The organism is Pseudomonas sp. GM41(2012), from assembly GCF_000282315.2.
GTDB lineage: Bacteria > Pseudomonadota > Gammaproteobacteria > Pseudomonadales > Pseudomonadaceae > Aquipseudomonas.
This window is the reverse complement of record NZ_AKJN02000007.1, coordinates 1208372-1224175: the sequence shown is the minus strand read 5'-3', so window position 1 is coordinate 1224175 and position 15804 is coordinate 1208372. Positions and strand designations below refer to the sequence as shown.

The following is a 15804-nucleotide window of genomic DNA, read 5'->3' as shown; positions in this document are numbered from 1 at the left end:
CCAGCCAAATCAGCCAAAGGAATGATTTGCAGAACCGGACAAATGCTAGCTTTGCGCCACCACTTCTGGCGTGTTTCGTCGGGAATTCGGGATCAGCGCTGTAAAACGTTGAAACGCATGCGCGCAACAGTTGTCTGTGACCCTACGTACGATGCGGACACGATGAGCCGATCGGTTGGCAGCCAAACCGCCCAACCCTCCACCTCATCTTCAAGAGAAGGATCTTGTCACTAGACCTGTCTGGTCACACTCCATCGGTATCGCATACAACAATGAGTATTGAACTGACCGCCCCCGAGAACTCCCGATCGACACAAGCGCCCCTGGTTTCCATCGTGGCGCCCTGCTTCAACATGCAAAGATTTCTGGAAGACGCCATCAAGAGCATCTTTGCCCAGGACTACCCGAACTTCGAAGTCATCATCGTGGATGACGGGTCCAGCGACGACAGCCTCGCCAAACTCAAGCGATTGCAACAAACCTACGACTTCCGGCTGTATTCGCAACCGAACCGGGGCGTGAGCGCGGCGCTCAACCACGGCTTGCGATACGCCAAAGGCGTCTATGTGTCGACGCCGGACCTGGATGACATCATGCTGCCGGAGTCCGTGCGTATTCGCGCCGAATACCTGGGCAAGCACCCGAATGTCGGCTGCGTAGGTGCGCTGATCAGCTACATGGACAGCGATGGCAACACCATCAAGCAGCAACAACGCGACCGGATACACACCTACAACTTCGATCAGGTCCTCAGAGGTGCTGTCGTGGTCGGCGCCCCTGTTGCGCTCTATCGCATGAAAGCGATGCGAGGTGCCGACTTCTACGCGCCGAAGCTGCAGGTTCAGGACTTTCAGATGACGTTACGGATTGCCCGGCTGGGTTATGAGATCCATGAATTGCCGATCTGCATGACCCGCTATCGCCGCCATGCCAACAACCTGTCGAGAAAATACCGGATGCTGCTCCAGGCGGACCTTGAGGCAATCGCGCCGTACGTGAACCATCCCGGCTATCAGAGTGCCCGCACCAGACTGGTAAACAAGGCCCTCAAATATGCCGTGGTCGAAGACAAGACAGAAGCCTGGCAACTGTTGCGCTCGATTCCCTGGCGGCACCTCAATAGAACCAGCTTCAAACGCTTCACGCGGCTGGTACTACATCGCTAGCCACCTCACCGGGCCTCAGTGCATCTCGGTAAACGCGAGTTTCACACCGATGGCGATCAGTACCGCGCCCATGGTCCGATCGAACCAATGGCCCATCCGGGCAAAACCTGCGCGCACGCTCTGCTGGCTGAACAGCATCGCCACCAGGCAGAACCACACAGCGGTGGCCGCCGCGAGGTAGAGGCCGTAGCCCGCCTGTACCGTCAGCGGCGTGTGCGGATTGATCACCACGGTGAACAGCGAGAGGAAGAACAGCGTCGCTTTTGGGTTCAGACCGTTGGTCACGAAACCCGAAGTGAAAGCGCCGCGAGCAGTGCGCTCGCCCGCTTCCTTGTGCAGATCGTCAGCCGCCGGTTGGGCCGGCTGTGCTCGCAGGGCCTTGAAGCCGATGTACAGCAGGTACGCGGCGGCCGCCCATTTCAGGGCATTAAACAACACGATCGACTGGGACACGATCAGGCCAATGCCGAGCAACGAATAGCCGACGTGCAGGAAAATGGCCGTGCCGACACCCAACGCCGTCCAAGTGCCAGCGCGACGACCATGGGTCACGCTCTCACGCACCACCACGGCAAAGTCCGGGCCGGGGCTGGCCACGGCCAGCAAGTGAATCAGGGCAACGGTCAAAAACTCTGTCCAGTACATGGGGGATCCTTTTGGCCAAGCGTAACTGTTTGTTTCATCTGGTAGGCTCGGCAGATTACGCCTTCAGTTCATTGCACAAAAGGTACAGTTGATGACGAACACTCACCGCGCCGTTTTCCTCGACCACCCGTCCCTGGACCTGGGCGACCTCGACCTCAGCCCGCTGCAAGAGTGTTTCAGCGACTTACAGCTTTTCGCCCAGACCACGCCGGACCAGGTGATCGAACGCCTCAAGGGCGCCACCGTTGCCATCAGCAACAAAATCCTGATCGACGCCGCCGCCATCGCTGCCAGCCCCGAGCTGAAACTGATCCTGATCACCGCCACCGGCACCAACAACGTTGACCTCGCCGCCGCCCGCGCCCATGGCATTACCGTCTGCAACTGCCAGGGTTACGGCACGCCGTCGGTGGCGCAGCACACGATCATGTTGCTGCTCAATCTGGCCACGCGCCTGGCCGATTATCAAAAGGCTGTCGGCGAAGGTCGCTGGCAGCAGGCGAAACAGTTCTGCCTGCTGGATTACCCGATTGTCGAACTGGAAGGCAAAACCCTCGGCCTGCTCGGTCACGGCGAACTGGGCGGCGCGGTCGCACGACTGGCCGAAGCCTTTGGCATGCGTGTACTGCTCGGGCAGATTCCCGGGCGCCCTGCCCGACCGGATCGTTTGCCACTGGAAGAGCTGCTGCCGCAGATCGACGCGCTGACCCTGCACTGCCCGCTCAACGAACACACCCGCCACTTCATCGGAGCCCGTGAGCTGGCCTCGATGAAACCCGGTGCGTTCGTGGTCAACACCGCACGCGGCGGCCTGATCGACGAACAGGCCCTGGCCGATGCCTTGCGCAACGGTCACCTGGGTGGTGCGGCCACCGACGTGTTGAGCGTCGAACCACCGACCGCCGGCAATCCGCTGCTGGCCCACGACATTCCACGGTTGATTGTCACCCCGCACAACGCCTGGGGCAGCCGCGAGGCACGCCAGCGGATCGTGGGTCAGTTGACCGAAAACGCGCAGGGATACTTCAGCGGTAAAGCACTGCGGGTCGTCAGTTGATAGACTGCGGCACTTTTTTCACAGGAGCAGAGTATGGATCCGCGCAGTGAAGTACTGCTTCGTCAGGCCGAGTTATTCCAGGGTTCGGTGCTGCTGGCCGGTTTGCCCGCCGATGACCTGCTGGGCCGACTGCCCGATGCCCACGGTTGGTGCTGGCATGCCGGCGACCAGGCCGCACTGGACGCACGTTTCGCCGAGCGCAGCCATTTTGGTGTGAACGCCCCCGAGCGTGAGTTTGAAACCGCCGTGGTTTTTTTGCCCAAGTCCAAGGACCTGACCGATTACATCCTCAACGCCCTCGCCTCGCGCCTGGCCGGTCGCGAGTTGTACCTGGTGGGGGAAAAACGCAGCGGGATCGAAGGCGCCGCCAAACAACTGAACCCGTTCGGCAAACCGCGCAAGCTCGATAGCGCGCGGCATTGCCAGCTGTGGCTGGTTACTGTGGCCACGGCGCCGCAAGCCAAGTCGCTGGAAAGCCTGGCCCAGACTTATGAGTTGCCGCTGGCCGAAGGTCCGCTAAAAGTCATCAGCCTGCCGGGCGTGTTCAGCCACGGTCGACTGGATCGCGGCAGCGCGCTGTTGCTGGAACATCTGGACAAATTGCCGAGCGGCCATTTGCTGGACTTCGGTTGCGGCGCCGGTGTGTTGGGAGCAGCCGTGAAACGTCGTTACCCACACAACCAGGTCACGTTGCTTGATGTGGATGCGTTTGCGGCTGCCAGTAGTCGCCTGACATTGGCTGCCAACGGTCTGGAAGCTGACGTGATTACCGGTGACGGTATCGACGCAGCACCGATGGGCTTGAGCGCGATTTTGAGCAACCCGCCGTTCCATGTCGGCGTCCACACCGACTACTTCGCTACCGAGAACTTGCTGCGAAAAGCGGCCAAACATCTGAAAAACGGCGGCGAACTGCGCTTGGTAGCCAACAGCTTCCTGAAGTACCAGCCGCTGATCGAAGAGCACCTCGGCGTGTGCGCAATCAAGGCCGAGGGGCAGGGTTTCAGAATCTATCGGGCCAAACGCGGCTGATAAATAAGTGCTTGCCTAACGGATTTTGCCTAGGCAGAATCCGCTCCGTCCTAGGGGAGTAGTCTCCCACGAGCGCCATGCTCGTCCGGCATACGTCAACATACTTGGTCAACAGACCATGGCGTATGCGACCCAAGCGTCCGCATCAGACGGATCGCAGGGTTTGACAAGACCTATGACACGAACACCTTACCCGGGGCGGGAAGGTTGTACGTGTCATAGCCGTGTCGACCCGCCCCTTAGGAAAACCCTGATGCTGGATTCACTTCTCGTTCCCACCGCAATCGTTGCCTTGGCCGAAATCGGCGACAAGACGCAACTGCTCGCGCTCATTCTTGCCGCTCGCTTTCGCAAACCCTGGCCGATCATCGCCGGTATCGTCGCTGCAACCCTGGCCAACCACGCAGCAGCTGGCGCGGTAGGCGCCTGGGTCGGTAGTTTCTTCTCGAATGCGACGCTGCACTGGATCCTCGCCGCGAGCTTCACCGCGACCGCATTGTGGACCCTGGTGCCGGACAAGATGGATGACGACGAAGCCAGCACCGCCCGCAAGTTCGGACCGTTCCTGACCACGCTGATCGCGTTTTTCCTTGCGGAGATGGGCGACAAGACTCAAGTCGCCACGGTAATGCTCGCGGCGCAATACCCGGAACTGTGGCTGGTGATCATCGGCACTACCGCCGGCATGTTGATTGCCAACGTGCCAGTGGTTTTGGCGGGTAACTTTGCCGCGGATAAATTGCCGTTGACGCTAATTCGTCGCCTGGCGGCGTCGGCATTCTTCATCCTCGCCATTGTCGCGGTGTACAAGGCGATGCAGAGCAGCGGTTGGGTTTGACGGTTTAGGTCGATAGACCGCGTTATCGTTCATCGCGAGCAGGCTCGCTCCCACAATGATTTATGTCGTACACAAATTTTGTGCTCAACCGATAACCCTGTGGGAGCGAGCCTGCTCGCGATGAGGCCGGAAGCCTCAATACATGACCGTCAGGACTTTTTGGCTTTCTCGTACAGCGGCATGACTTTCGGGATCGCCGCCTGCAAAGAAGCAATACGACTCGACGACGCCGGGTGAGTACTCATGAACTCCGGCGGCGAACCTTCCGAGGCTTTGGTCATCTTGTTCCACAAGGTGATCGCGGCGTTCGGGTTGTAACCGGCGCGAGCGGCCAGTTCCAGGCCGATCAGGTCCGCCTCGTTTTCATTGGCGCGACTGTTGGGCAAGGTCATGCCGTAGTTGGCCACGGTATCCGCCAGCGCCAGACTGTCCTGACCCAGACCGAACAAGGCACCGGCGCCCTGCTTGGCCATTTCGATGCCGTAAGCCTTGGACATCGCTTCACGACCATGCTCGCGCAGGGCGTGGGCGATTTCGTGGCCCATGATCGCGGCGATCTCATCGTCGGTCAGTTGCAGCTTGTCGATCAGCCCCGTGTAGAAAATGATCTTGCCGCCAGGCCCGCAGTTGGCGTTGAGTTCGTCGCTCTTGATCAGGTTGACTTCCCATTTCCATTGGGCCGAATCCGGACGGAAAATCGGCGCCTGGGCAATCAGCCGGTCGGCAATCGCCTGGACACGTTTGGCCTCGTTACTGGTCTTGTCCAGCACGCCTTTGGTGCTCGCCTCTCCGACAGTCTTTTGATAAGACTGGGCGTACATCTGGTTGACCTCGTCGGTCGACAGCATGCTGAACATGTACTGCTTGCGCTCAACGCCCACCGCGCCACCGCTGGTGGTGTTGACCGACTGACAACCGGCGAGCAGCAAACCTGCGCTCAGTGCACACACAACCAATGTCTTGTTCATCAAAAAACTCCCTGAAAACATGCCGCGTATCCTAGGCGTGGAATTGTATCGACGCCAGATACCACAGAGATGTAGACGCACATTTAAGACAAAGCTCTCATGGCCGTAGGAAAAAATTCACTTAACGGTGCCCACCACGGTCGATAGCGGCCCGCAATGATTCGTTTGCGACATCAATCCCTCCAAAACAGCCAATTCGCCAACCTCCGCTCATGGCCATCGCCCCCCCTGCCGATACAGCACCGCAGACGTCCTCTTGCGTGCGGAGCACCCATGAAATTCAAGTCCATCCAGTTTTCCGTGGCGGCCCTCGCCGGCGCCATCGTTCTTAGTGTCGTGGCAGCCCTGGTGCTGTACGCGCTGTTTTCCGGCGCACGGACACAAGACATGGTCCAGCAGCGGACCCAGGCACAATTCGAGCAAGTCATCGAACAACGCCTGACCTCACTGGCGCAAACCCAGGTCAGCCAGATCCAGCGCGAGCTAGAAGCGCCACTGCTGATTGCCGGCGGACTGGTGCGAGTCAACGCATTGATCGGCACCCCGGGCGCCGATGGCCAGCCGCAGTTGAACCTGAGCCGTGAGCAATTGATCAGCCTGATCAAGGAAAACGTCACCAAGAACCCGAAAATTCTCGGCACCTACATCGGCTGGGAAAAAAACGCCCTCGATCACAACGATGCAGCCTACGTCGGCACCCCGGTGGTCGGCATCGATGCCAGCAACGGCCGCTTCCTGCCGTGGTGGTTCCGCAACGAAGACGGCAGTCTGGGCCTGGACAAACTGGTGGACGTCGACGACCAGAAAACCCTGTCCACCGGCGTACGCGCCAGCGAGTACTACCTGTGCTCGAAAGAAACCAAAAAACCCTGCGTGATCGATCCGGCGCCCTACAAGGTCGGCGACAAGATCGTCATGCTCGCCTCCTTTATAGAACCGATCATGCTCAACGGAGCCTTCCAGGGCATCGTCGGCGCCGACCTGTCGGTGAACTTCATTCAGGAAATGCTCCTCGGCGCGAATCAGAAGTTGTACAGCGGCGCCGGTGAAATGGCCCTGATTGGCGGCAACAGCCGGATCGTTGCCTACACCAAGGACCCAAGCAAATTCGGCGAGAAGGTCAGCGACATCCTCGACAGCCAGCAGATCGCCAACATGGCCAATCTCAAGCGCGGCGAAGTCACCTACACCGTCGACAAGGCCCAGGGCCGTATCGAGTTGTACCTGCCGTTCGGCATCGGCCAGACCGACGCTCGCTGGACCCTCATGCTGCAACTGCCGCTGAACGCGGTGATGGCCGATCTGCAAAAACTTCAGGGTGATCTGGACGCCCAGCGCAAGTCCGACACCTTCGGCATGGCCATGGTCGGCTTGTTGATTGCCGGTATCGGCTTGCTAGTGATCTGGCTGGTGGGCCACGGCATTGCCCGACCGCTGAAGCAGATGGTTGCCATGCTCGACGACATCGCTCAGGGCGAAGGTGACCTGACTCGACGCCTGAGCAGTGACCGTGCCGATGAACTGGGCTCGATCGCCAAAGGCTTCAACACCTTCCTGGCCAAGTTGCAGGTGATGATCACCCAGGTGGTGACTTCGGTGCAGAGCGTCAGTGATTCGTCGGAACACACCGCCGACATCGCCATCCGCACCAACATCGGCGTGCACAAGCAAATGGCCGAGATTGATCAGGTGGCCACTGCGGTGCATGAAATGACAGCGACCGCTCAGGACGTGGCGCGCAACGCGACTCAGGCTGCGCAAGCCGCCAGTCACGCGGATCAGGCAGCAGCGCAGGGCATGCAAATCGTGCGCGATACGTCGAACTCGATTGGCGTGCTGGCGATAGAAATCGGTAAGGCCGTCGGCGTGGTGCAAACCTTGGCCAAGGACAGCGAGAATATCAATGCGATCCTGACAGCGATTCGCGGGATCGCCGAACAGACCAACCTGCTGGCCTTGAACGCGGCCATCGAAGCGGCACGAGCTGGCGAACAGGGACGCGGTTTTGCGGTGGTGGCCGATGAAGTGCGCAACCTGGCGCAGAAGACTCAGAAAGCCACTGAAGAAATTCAGACCATGATTCAGCAACTGCAACAAGGCACGCGCGATGTGGTGCGGGTGATGGAGGACAGTCAGAACCGTACCGACGAAAGCGTGCAGCACGCGGCGAAAGCGGCCGAGGCGCTGGAGACGATTACTCAGGCGGTGTCGGTGATCAACGACATGAACACCCAGATTGCCAGTGCGGCCGAGGAACAGAGTGCGGTGGCTGACGACATCAACCGTAACGTGATCAACATCGGGCAAGTGGCCAATGAAGTGGCGGGCGGAGCGGATGAGTCGAGTGCGGCGAGTGCGGACCTGACCAAGCTGGCTGAGCAGCAGCGGCGGTTGATCAATCAGTTCAAGGTCTGAAGAGCCCCCTCACCCTAACCCTCTCCCCAAGGGGCGAGGGGACTGACCGAGGTGTTCTTAGAGCTACATCGACCTGAATTACCGAGCCGATCTCAGGTTCTGAAAGCAACCGAGATCGTCTCCCTTTCCCCTCTCCCTCCCGGAGGGAGAGGGGACTGACCGAGGTGTTCTTGGAGCTACATCGACCTGAATTACCGAGCCGAACTCAGGTTCTGAAAGCAACCGAGATCGTCCCCCTTTCCCCTCTCCCTCCCGGAGGGAGAGGGGACTGACCGAGGTGTTCTTGGAGCTACATCGACCTGAATTACCGAGCCGAACTCAGGTTCTGAAAGCAACCGAGATCGTCTCCCTTTCCCCTCTACCTCCCGGAGGGCGAGGGGACTGACCGAGGTGTTCTTGGAGCTACATCGACCTGAATTACCGAGCCGATCTCAGGTTCTGAAAGCAACCGAGATCGTCTCCCTTTCCCCTCTCCCTCCCGGAGGGAGAGGGGACTGACCGAGGTGTTCTTAGAGCTACATCGACCTGAATTACCGAGCCGAATTCAGGTTCTGAAAGCAACCGAGATCGTCTCCCTTTCCCCTCTCCCTCCCGGAGGGAGAGGGGACTGACCGAGGTGTTCTTGGAGCTACATCGACCTGAATTACCGAGCCGATCTCAGGTTCTGAAAGCAACCGAGATCGTCTCCCTTTCCCCTCTCCCCCGTGGGGAGAGGGCTGGGGTGAGGGGTCGATTTTGAACCTGACAAATATTTGAAGACACTCACGGTTCATCAACCCGGCGTTAGACACTCCGGCCCATTGAGCTTCGGATCATTCACCAGATTCGCCAACACCCGCTCGCGCAACGCCGCGGGTTCACTGGCGAGTAACGCTTGCAAGGCATGCAACGGCGTTTCGGGATTGAGCCACGCCTCCTGCCCCGCCGCATCGAGAATCAACGGCCGGCGCTGACTCGCCGCCGGTTGCGTGATCACCGCTGTACTCAGCCACACCTGCTCCTGCACCGGATACGCTTCCCAGATCGCCGCAAAGAACAGCGTCGAGCCCTCCCCCGGTGTCAGCCAATACGGACGCTTGCGTGTGGTCCCGCGCCATTCGTAAAAACCATTGGCCGGCAGCAGGCAACGGCGTTCGCGCAGGGCCTGGCGAAACATCGGTTGTTCGGCAACGGTTTCAGCCCGGGCATGGGCTGGCGTACGGGACAAATCGGTCAGCCATGGCGGCGTCAGCCCCCAACGCGCGCGGGCCAACTCGCGCTGACCCTCAACGCCAGCGCGCAGCATCAACACCGAATCGTTGGGAGAAATATTCCACTGGGCCTGCTGACCGGCGGGGAAGCCAGGCAGGGCCGCGAAGGCGGGGTTCCAGCGAAACAGGGCATAACGTCCACACATGGGGCAACACGACTCTTGATAAAACGAACGTCAGCCTAACAGACCAGCGTGCCGGGAAAACTTTCCGGTTCATCGCCGGGCAGTGGCAGCGCGGCATTGTACGCGGTGATCAGCTCACGGGCGTACTCGGCCTCGTCGTTATCGACCGACAGGCCCAGCAGGCCGAAGATCGGCAATTCGCCGCTGCCACCGAGCAAATCGCGCCCCACCAGATGCGCTTCAATGCCCTCGCTGGCCAACATGCTTTGCAGCAACTCACCTTCCATGAGGTTTTCCGGCTCGTAGATTCGCTGCATGGGGTGCCCCTTTCATTCGTTTTCGCTATGAACTTCGAGCAACCATTCCTGACCGTCAGTCTGCAGGACAAACGTGATGGGGCGACAACACACCGGACAGTCTTCGATATAGGTCTGATCGCCACCGGACAAGTCCAGAACGGCCTCAGCCTCTTCACCACAATACGGACATTCGTAGCGCTCGGTTTCCAGCATCGCGGTCTCCCAGGTGACTTGTGCGTATAATCGCCGGTCTATTTGCAGGGCTATTTTTGTCTGGCTAACTTTTCAGACCGTACCCCGTTGTATTTCGATCAAAACCTTTACTTACCCTAGCCGTTTCTAACAAGAGAGCATGATGGGCGAATTCGATGCCATCCGACCTTACAATGACAGCGAAGTCCCTGCGGTGCTGGACCGGCTGCTCGGCGACAAGGCGTTTCTAGATATCCTCATCCACTTCCGCTTCCCGCGTTTTGCCGGTGCTTTCGGCTGGATGCTCAAACCTCTTATAGCTCATCGGCTGCGCCGTGAGTTCGCCGACGTGACGTCGGTGGCCACGTTGCAGGATAAAGTCGAGATGTACGTCGACCATACCATCGAGCGAGCCACGGACGGTGTGACGTACACCGGCGTCGAGCAGTTCAAGTCCGGCAGCGCCTACCTGTTCATCGCCAACCACCGCGACATCGTAATGGACCCGGCCTTCGTCAACTACGCCGTGTACCACGCCGGCCTGCCGACACCGCGCATCGCGATCGGCGACAACCTGCTGCAAAAGCCCTTCGTCAGCGATCTGATGCGCCTGAACAAGAGCTTTATCGTGCACCGTTCGATCGCCGGTCGACGCGAGAAGATGGCGGCGTATCAGCTGCTGTCGGCCTACATCAACCACTCGATCCGCAACGATTGCGCCTCGATCTGGATCGCCCAGGCCGAAGGACGGGCCAAGGACGGCGACGACCGTACCGAGTCGGCCATCCTCAAGATGTTCCACATGAGCCGCAAGGACGAGCCGTTCGGCGAAGTCATTCAGTCGTTGAACCTCACCCCGGTGTCGATCAGCTACGAATATGACCCGTGCGATCAAGCCAAGGCTCGCGAGCTGTTCATCCGCGCCACCACCGGCAGCTACACAAAAGTACCGGGCGAGGACGATGTGAGCATCGCCAAGGGCATCACCGGCTACAAGGGCCGGGTGCATGTGAACTTCGCCTCGCCGATCACCGAGCTGTTCGATGACACCAAGCAATTGGCGATCGAGATGGACCGGCAAATCCTCGGCGGCTATCGCCTGTTCCCGGTGCACTACCTGGCCTACGCCCAGTGGAAAGACGCCGACCCGCAATTGCCGGTGCCGAAAGCCTCTGAAGTGTTCGCGGCCGACGAACTGGCCAAGGCTCAGGAGCAATGGCAACAGCGTCTGGACGCGTGCCCTGAGGAGCATCGTCCGTTCATGGTCCTGCAATACGCGACGCCAGTGCGCAATCAGTACCGTGTGAAAGCAGGTTTGCCGCTGTAAGGTTTTTTTGAAGCAAGATCAAAAGATCGCAGCCTCGTTTCACTCGACAGCTCCTACAGGGCGAACGCTATCCTCTGTAGGAGCTGTCGAGTGAAACGAGGCTGCGATCTTTTGCTTTTAGAGAGTCAGAAGCGCGTACTGATCCACGACACCAGCAGCGCCAACCCCAGGCAGGCAAAACCGAATCGATAGAAAAACCGGTTCATGCGCAAGGTCGCCCCATCCAGCATCAACGTCGGTTCATCGATACGACGGCTCTGGCTTTGCGTTTCGAGAATGGCCAGCGCGCGCTGTTCGCGGCGACGAGTGGCATGCAGCAACCAGCCGCCCGGAAAGGCAAGCAACAAGGCCAACAGGTTGATCAACTTGGCAGGATGGTTGGTAAACAGCGAAATCAAATGCAACGACATCACGGACCTCAGCAAAACAGGTGGCAGACGCCGAACCGACGACCGCGGCGCGAATTCTACCGAAAGCCTCACCTCCTGCCCTTGCTTTCCGACAAATAACGAACCATTTGACCCATTCCTGTCCTGTGTCACGACGCCGTCATTCCGCAGATCCCCTGTAGGAGCCGAGCTTGCTCGCGATAGCGGTTTAACCTTCAACATTGATGTCGTCTGACACTACGCCATCGCGAGCAAGCTCGGCTCCTACAGGGGGTCGGGTGAACTCGAGAAAATCGGTCGGCACGAAAAAGCCCGGGGCCATTGCTGGCACCGGGCTTTTTTGAATCCAGCGAACGTTTACTCGCCGAGAATCTGACCAATCGTCGGATCCTTGAACAGACGCGTCAACGCATCGCTCAACACATCGCTGACCAGCTTGGTGTTGGTTTCCTGATTCGGCGCCATACCAAAACGCTGATCCAGGGACGCACCATAACGACCGCTGTAACGACGGTTGGCATTCTGCACATCGGAGCGGAACGTCGCGCCAATGGTGGCTTCAGTCACATACATGCCTTCTTTAGGCGACTGATACTTCAGCTCGGCCAGGGTCACGGTGATTTGCGGTGCATTCGGTGCATTGTTGGTTGGCGTAAAACCCAACAACCGCACGGCCGCTTCGGCCTGAGCCTGCAACTTCGGCAGAATCTGCGCGCCCTGCACGGTGATCGCGCTGGTCTCAGGGTACAGGCCACCACGGGTGCCCAGAGTCGGCGACGGACGACCGTCCACCACACGCACCACCACCGGCTGACCATGGCCGACCGGTGCCAGCTGAGCCGTCAGCTTGGGCTCCGGATTCAGTTGTTGCGGGCTGTGGGCGCAGCCGACCAGGGTCAAACTGGTCACAGTGATCAAACCGAACAACAGGCGTTGCAACATGCGCTTCTCTCCAGAATCAGGCACTAAGGCCCGCAGTATAGCGGTGCGCCACTGCGGCTAACTAGAGCCCTTCAGTGATTACTGAAATGTCTGACAAACCCTTGGGAATCGGGTTCCTGTCACAGAGATGTCACCGCCCATACACTTGCTCGTCACGGTTTGCTGGCTATCTTCATAGCAGTCACCTACAAGGTACTTCGCCATGCGCTATCTCATCTCGCTGTTCAATCCTCGCCCTCTGCATCGCTGCTTCGCCCTGCTCGACCGCAACGGCCACTGCCAGGCGTTCAAACAGTGCAGCCTTCAGCCCATGGGCGATGACTGGGTCGAAATCGAAGAAATCCGTCTGAATTGGTTACACCACCCCTTGCCCCCTAGCGCCCGTGTCAGCCAGCGCCAGCCACGTGCGCGGGCTCAGCAACTGTTGACCACCTGACCGAACACCTAATAAAAGTCATTAAACACGACCATTTCCCTGCGTTTCTTCGCTACAATCTCCCCCCGATTATAAGGACGTCTCCTGATCGGGCCTCGCAGCATCGTCAATGCGCTTGTATTGACACCCCGCACCGCCCTACAGAGAGCCGCCCACACAGATCGAGTGAAGCTGGCGCGCTTGCTGTTCCTTGAGCAAAACCCCCACTTTTCGCGAATCTGCAGAGCTGTCATTACGCTCGGTCACTGAGCTGTTTGCCCGTTTTGCCTGTCATGTATCCCATGGCGGCAATCCATCCGGGCACGGTGCCAGGCTGGGGCAGCCCTTTTTTGAGGTTCACGTCTTCAAAAGAGCGTGAAAAAAACGGGTTTTCACAACTTCACAAGAGTGTGGCGAGCAAATGAATAGTTTTGCGTCTGAATATGCACCATTAGCGTCTGAAACAGCCCAACGACACAGGACCGAGTACGCCTCGAACACCGGATCCTGAAGCCTGTCCTCTACGGATTTGGTTGCACAAACGGATGTATCGACCATAAGTCGAATTGCCAGCCGCGCGTTGAAGTGAGTTCATGTAACTCTTTTAGACCCGGCCGGTAGCGTCCGTCGAAGTTGCAAAAAATTGCGAAGATTCGGACATGGCGATACTGCCATGAGTACCTGGGGCATCACTGACACGCCCCTGAACACCTGGCAGCCATGCCGACAATTTGGTGCTGCAGATTTTGGAGACGCGTTAAATGGCGCATAACGAAGCAGTCGACGTAGTACTGGTTGGGGCCGGCATCATGAGTGCCACCCTCGCTGTACTGCTCAAAGAGCTCGACCCCGCGATCAAGCTGGAAGTCGTCGAGCTGATGGATTCCGGTGCCGCGGAGAGTTCGAACCCGTGGAACAACGCCGGTACCGGTCACGCCGGGCTGTGTGAGCTCAACTACACGCCGCAGGCCGCCGACGGCACCGTCGACATCAAGAAAGCCGTGCACATCAATACCCAGTTCGAGGTGTCGAAGCAGTTCTGGTCCTACCTGACCAAGAAAAATACGTTCGGCTCGTGCAAGACGTTCATCAGCCCGGTGCCGCACCTGAGCTTCGTGCAGGGCGACGATGGCGTTTCCTTCCTCAAGGAACGCTTCAAGACGCTGAGCAAGCACCACGCCTTCTCGGACATGGAATACACCGAAGACAAGGCCACCATGGCGGAGTGGATGCCGCTGATGATGCCTGGCCGGCCGGCTGACGAAGTCGTCGCCGCCACCCGCGTCATGAACGGCACCGACGTCAACTTCGGCGCCCTGACCAATCAACTGCTCAAGCACCTGACCAGCGCACCCGATGCCCAGGTCAAGTACTGCAAGCGCGTGACCGGCCTCAAGCGTAACGGCAGCGGCTGGACCGTCAGCATCAAGGACGTCAACAGCGGCAATTCCCGTGACGTCGACGCGAAATTCGTGTTCCTCGGCGCTGGCGGCGCGGCACTGCCGCTGCTGCAAGCTTCGGGCATCGAAGAAAGCAAAGGCTTCGGCGGCTTCCCGATCAGCGGCCAGTGGCTGCGTTGCGACAACCCGGAAGTGGTCAAACACCACCAGGCCAAGGTCTACAGCCAGGCGGCGGTGGGTTCGCCTCCGATGTCGGTGCCGCACCTGGACACCCGCGTAGTCGATGGCAAGAAGTCCCTGCTGTTCGGACCTTACGCCGGTTTCACCACCAAGTTCCTCAAGCACGGCTCCTTCATGGACCTGCCGATGTCGGTTCGCGCTGGCAACATCGGCCCGATGCTGGCCGTGGCCAAAAACAACATGGACCTGACCAAGTACCTGGTCAGCGAAGTGATGCAGTCGATGGAGCAGCGTCTGGACTCGCTGCGTCGCTTCTACCCTGAAGCGAAAGCCGAAGACTGGCGCCTGGAAGTGGCCGGCCAACGGGTGCAGATCATCAAGAAAGACCCGAAAAAGGGTGGCGTTCTGCAGTTCGGTACCGAACTGGTCGCGGCCAAGGACGGTACCCTTGCTGCCCTGCTCGGCGCTTCGCCAGGTGCGTCGGTGACCGTTTCGATCATGCTGGAACTGATCGAAAAATGCTTCCCGAACAAAGCCAAAGGCGAATGGGCGGCCAAACTGGCGGAAATCTTCCCGGCGCGGGAAAAAGTCCTGGAAACCGACGCTGCGCTGTATCGCAAGATCAATGTGCAGAACAACGTCGCGCTGGAACTGGTTGAAGCCAGCAACGAGACCGAAAGCTACGCTTGATTCGGCCGCATAAAAAACGCCCCGTCCTCATTGAGAGCGGGGCGTTTTTTTATGCCTTTCTGTAGGAGCACGGCTTGCCGGCGATGGCGATTTCAAGGACGCCATCGCCGGCAAGCCGTGCTCCTACAAATGCATGTTAGCCGCGAGCCTTTTCGATCAGTTCGATGTACTCGGCCGCGTTGCGCTGATCCTTGATCAGGGCGACGAAGTCATTGCCGTGCTCATCCTTGCCGTCCAGATCCAGACCGGCTTCGACGAAGAACGTCAGAAAACGCCCGAAGTCATCGATGCGCAGGCCGCGGTAGGCCTTGATCAGCTTGTGCAGCGACGGCGACGTGGCGTCGACCGGTTCGAAATCGAGGAACAGCTTGATCTGCTCATCGCCGATCTCGTCACCAATCACTTGCTTCTTATCTTTACGCATTGCCGACTCCAGCTCGCAGACATTTCACGGGGCGGGCAGTTTACCCCTCC

Annotated in this window: 16 protein-coding genes, 1 pseudogene and 1 riboswitch; of the genes and pseudogenes, 9 read left to right on the top strand and 8 right to left on the bottom strand. The window is 59.0% G+C overall.

The features are described 5' to 3' along the window. Positions 1–272: 272 nt before the first annotated feature. Complete coding sequence (locus PMI27_RS08985; RefSeq protein ID WP_008155941.1) at positions 273–1166, top strand: glycosyltransferase family 2 protein; 894 nt, start codon at positions 273–275, stop codon at positions 1164–1166. 15 nt (positions 1167–1181) lie between these two features. On the opposite strand, the gene PMI27_RS08990 is transcribed toward PMI27_RS08985, so the two are convergent. Further along, positions 1182–1811 carry a LysE family translocator gene (locus PMI27_RS08990; protein ID WP_008155939.1) on the bottom strand — a complete coding sequence of 210 codons (630 nt, stop codon included), beginning with the start codon at positions 1809–1811 and terminating at the stop codon, positions 1182–1184. 91 nt (positions 1812–1902) lie between these two features. Between PMI27_RS08990 and PMI27_RS08995 the strand changes: the two genes are divergently transcribed. The 3 genes from PMI27_RS08995 (at position 1903) to PMI27_RS09005 (ending at position 4738) form a co-directional block, all read left to right on the top strand. Continuing rightward, positions 1903–2868, top strand: a complete 966-nt coding sequence (locus tag PMI27_RS08995; RefSeq protein ID WP_008155937.1) for a 2-hydroxyacid dehydrogenase — start codon at positions 1903–1905, stop codon at positions 2866–2868. Between the two features lie 33 nt (positions 2869–2901). Further along, positions 2902–3900 carry a class I SAM-dependent methyltransferase gene (locus PMI27_RS09000; RefSeq protein ID WP_008155935.1) on the top strand — a complete coding sequence of 333 codons (999 nt, stop codon included), beginning with the start codon at positions 2902–2904 and terminating at the stop codon, positions 3898–3900. Between the two features lie 40 nt (positions 3901–3940). Further along, positions 3941–4065, top strand: a riboswitch (yybP-ykoY riboswitch). An 88-nt stretch (positions 4066–4153) separates the two neighbouring features. Further along, positions 4154–4738 carry a TMEM165/GDT1 family protein gene (locus tag PMI27_RS09005; RefSeq protein ID WP_008155932.1) on the top strand — a complete coding sequence of 195 codons (585 nt, stop codon included), beginning with the start codon at positions 4154–4156 and terminating at the stop codon, positions 4736–4738. 149 nt (positions 4739–4887) lie between these two features. Here the strand turns inward: PMI27_RS09005 and PMI27_RS09010 are convergent, their stop codons facing one another. Further along, entirely contained in the window at positions 4888–5706 is an 819-nt protein-coding gene (locus tag PMI27_RS09010) for a M48 family metallopeptidase (protein WP_008155930.1), read from the bottom strand. 156 nt (positions 5707–5862) lie between these two features. Here PMI27_RS09010 and PMI27_RS32535 point away from each other — a divergent pair. Next, positions 5863–7263 (top strand): annotated as a pseudogene (locus PMI27_RS32535) (HAMP domain-containing protein); the annotation flags it as partial. Positions 7264–7278: 15 nt separating this feature from the next. Beyond that, the gene (locus tag PMI27_RS32530; RefSeq protein WP_370695251.1) at positions 7279–8121 is read left to right on the top strand and encodes a methyl-accepting chemotaxis protein; all 843 of its coding nucleotides are present in this window, start codon (positions 7279–7281) and stop codon (positions 8119–8121) included. Between the two features lie 772 nt (positions 8122–8893). Here PMI27_RS32530 and PMI27_RS09020 read toward each other — a convergent pair. Genes PMI27_RS09020 through PMI27_RS09030 form a run of 3 tightly spaced genes read right to left on the bottom strand, consistent with a single transcriptional unit; the run spans position 8894 to position 10008 of the window. Further along, the gene (locus tag PMI27_RS09020) at positions 8894–9517 is read right to left on the bottom strand and encodes an SOS response-associated peptidase (protein ID WP_008153385.1); all 624 of its coding nucleotides are present in this window, start codon (positions 9515–9517) and stop codon (positions 8894–8896) included. A gap of 35 nt (positions 9518–9552) precedes the next feature. After that, positions 9553–9813: a putative signal transducing protein gene (locus PMI27_RS09025; RefSeq protein ID WP_008153386.1), complete on the bottom strand. Its 261-nt coding sequence runs from the start codon at positions 9811–9813 to the stop codon at positions 9553–9555. Between the two features lie 12 nt (positions 9814–9825). After that, positions 9826–10008, bottom strand: a complete 183-nt coding sequence (locus PMI27_RS09030) for a CPXCG motif-containing cysteine-rich protein (protein WP_008153387.1) — start codon at positions 10006–10008, stop codon at positions 9826–9828. A gap of 142 nt (positions 10009–10150) precedes the next feature. Between PMI27_RS09030 and PMI27_RS09035 the strand changes: the two genes are divergently transcribed. Beyond that, positions 10151–11314, top strand: coding sequence for a 1-acyl-sn-glycerol-3-phosphate acyltransferase (locus tag PMI27_RS09035; RefSeq protein WP_008153389.1), 1164 nt, complete (start codon positions 10151–10153; stop codon positions 11312–11314). 125 nt (positions 11315–11439) lie between these two features. On the opposite strand, the gene PMI27_RS09040 is transcribed toward PMI27_RS09035, so the two are convergent. Both PMI27_RS09040 and PMI27_RS09045 read right to left on the bottom strand, forming a co-directional pair. Then, the gene (locus PMI27_RS09040) at positions 11440–11724 is read right to left on the bottom strand and encodes a hypothetical protein (protein WP_008153391.1); all 285 of its coding nucleotides are present in this window, start codon (positions 11722–11724) and stop codon (positions 11440–11442) included. A 336-nt stretch (positions 11725–12060) separates the two neighbouring features. Beyond that, entirely contained in the window at positions 12061–12645 is a 585-nt protein-coding gene (locus PMI27_RS09045; RefSeq protein ID WP_008153392.1) for a YajG family lipoprotein, read from the bottom strand. A gap of 202 nt (positions 12646–12847) precedes the next feature. On the opposite strand from PMI27_RS09045, the gene PMI27_RS09050 reads away from it, so the two are divergent. Further along, positions 12848–13081, top strand: a complete 234-nt coding sequence (locus PMI27_RS09050; protein ID WP_008153395.1) for a hypothetical protein — start codon at positions 12848–12850, stop codon at positions 13079–13081. Between the two features lie 740 nt (positions 13082–13821). Next, a complete protein-coding gene (gene mqo / locus PMI27_RS09055; RefSeq protein WP_008153396.1) occupies positions 13822–15330 on the top strand; it encodes a malate dehydrogenase (quinone) in 1509 nt (502 codons plus the stop codon). 136 nt (positions 15331–15466) lie between these two features. On the opposite strand, the gene PMI27_RS09060 is transcribed toward mqo, so the two are convergent. Then, the gene (locus tag PMI27_RS09060; RefSeq protein WP_008153397.1) at positions 15467–15754 is read right to left on the bottom strand and encodes a PA4642 family protein; all 288 of its coding nucleotides are present in this window, start codon (positions 15752–15754) and stop codon (positions 15467–15469) included. Between the last annotated feature and the right edge of the window lie 50 nt (positions 15755–15804).

Excerpts from the sequence above, each read along its gene's own strand:
- PMI27_RS09035 (WP_008153389.1), top strand. The coding sequence starts at position 10,151 with ATGGGCGAATTCGATGCCATCCGACCTTACAATGACAGCGAAGTCCCT.
- mqo (WP_008153396.1), top strand. The coding sequence starts at position 13,822 with ATGGCGCATAACGAAGCAGTCGACGTAGTACTGGTTGGGGCCGGCATC.
- PMI27_RS09040 (WP_008153391.1), bottom strand. The coding sequence starts at position 11,724 with ATGTCGTTGCATTTGATTTCGCTGTTTACCAACCATCCTGCCAAGTTG.
- PMI27_RS09025 (WP_008153386.1), bottom strand. The coding sequence starts at position 9,813 with ATGCAGCGAATCTACGAGCCGGAAAACCTCATGGAAGGTGAGTTGCTG.
- PMI27_RS09050 (WP_008153395.1), top strand. The coding sequence starts at position 12,848 with ATGCGCTATCTCATCTCGCTGTTCAATCCTCGCCCTCTGCATCGCTGC.
- PMI27_RS09000 (WP_008155935.1), top strand. The coding sequence starts at position 2,902 with ATGGATCCGCGCAGTGAAGTACTGCTTCGTCAGGCCGAGTTATTCCAG.
- PMI27_RS09060 (WP_008153397.1), bottom strand. The coding sequence starts at position 15,754 with ATGCGTAAAGATAAGAAGCAAGTGATTGGTGACGAGATCGGCGATGAG.
- PMI27_RS09010 (WP_008155930.1), bottom strand. The coding sequence starts at position 5,706 with ATGAACAAGACATTGGTTGTGTGTGCACTGAGCGCAGGTTTGCTGCTC.
- PMI27_RS09005 (WP_008155932.1), top strand. The coding sequence starts at position 4,154 with ATGCTGGATTCACTTCTCGTTCCCACCGCAATCGTTGCCTTGGCCGAA.
- PMI27_RS08985 (WP_008155941.1), top strand. The coding sequence starts at position 273 with ATGAGTATTGAACTGACCGCCCCCGAGAACTCCCGATCGACACAAGCG.
- PMI27_RS09020 (WP_008153385.1), bottom strand. The coding sequence starts at position 9,517 with ATGTGTGGACGTTATGCCCTGTTTCGCTGGAACCCCGCCTTCGCGGCC.
- PMI27_RS32530 (WP_370695251.1), top strand. The coding sequence starts at position 7,279 with ATGATCACCCAGGTGGTGACTTCGGTGCAGAGCGTCAGTGATTCGTCG.
- PMI27_RS09030 (WP_008153387.1), bottom strand. The coding sequence starts at position 10,008 with ATGCTGGAAACCGAGCGCTACGAATGTCCGTATTGTGGTGAAGAGGCT.
- PMI27_RS09045 (WP_008153392.1), bottom strand. The coding sequence starts at position 12,645 with ATGTTGCAACGCCTGTTGTTCGGTTTGATCACTGTGACCAGTTTGACC.
- PMI27_RS08995 (WP_008155937.1), top strand. The coding sequence starts at position 1,903 with ATGACGAACACTCACCGCGCCGTTTTCCTCGACCACCCGTCCCTGGAC.
- PMI27_RS08990 (WP_008155939.1), bottom strand. The coding sequence starts at position 1,811 with ATGTACTGGACAGAGTTTTTGACCGTTGCCCTGATTCACTTGCTGGCC.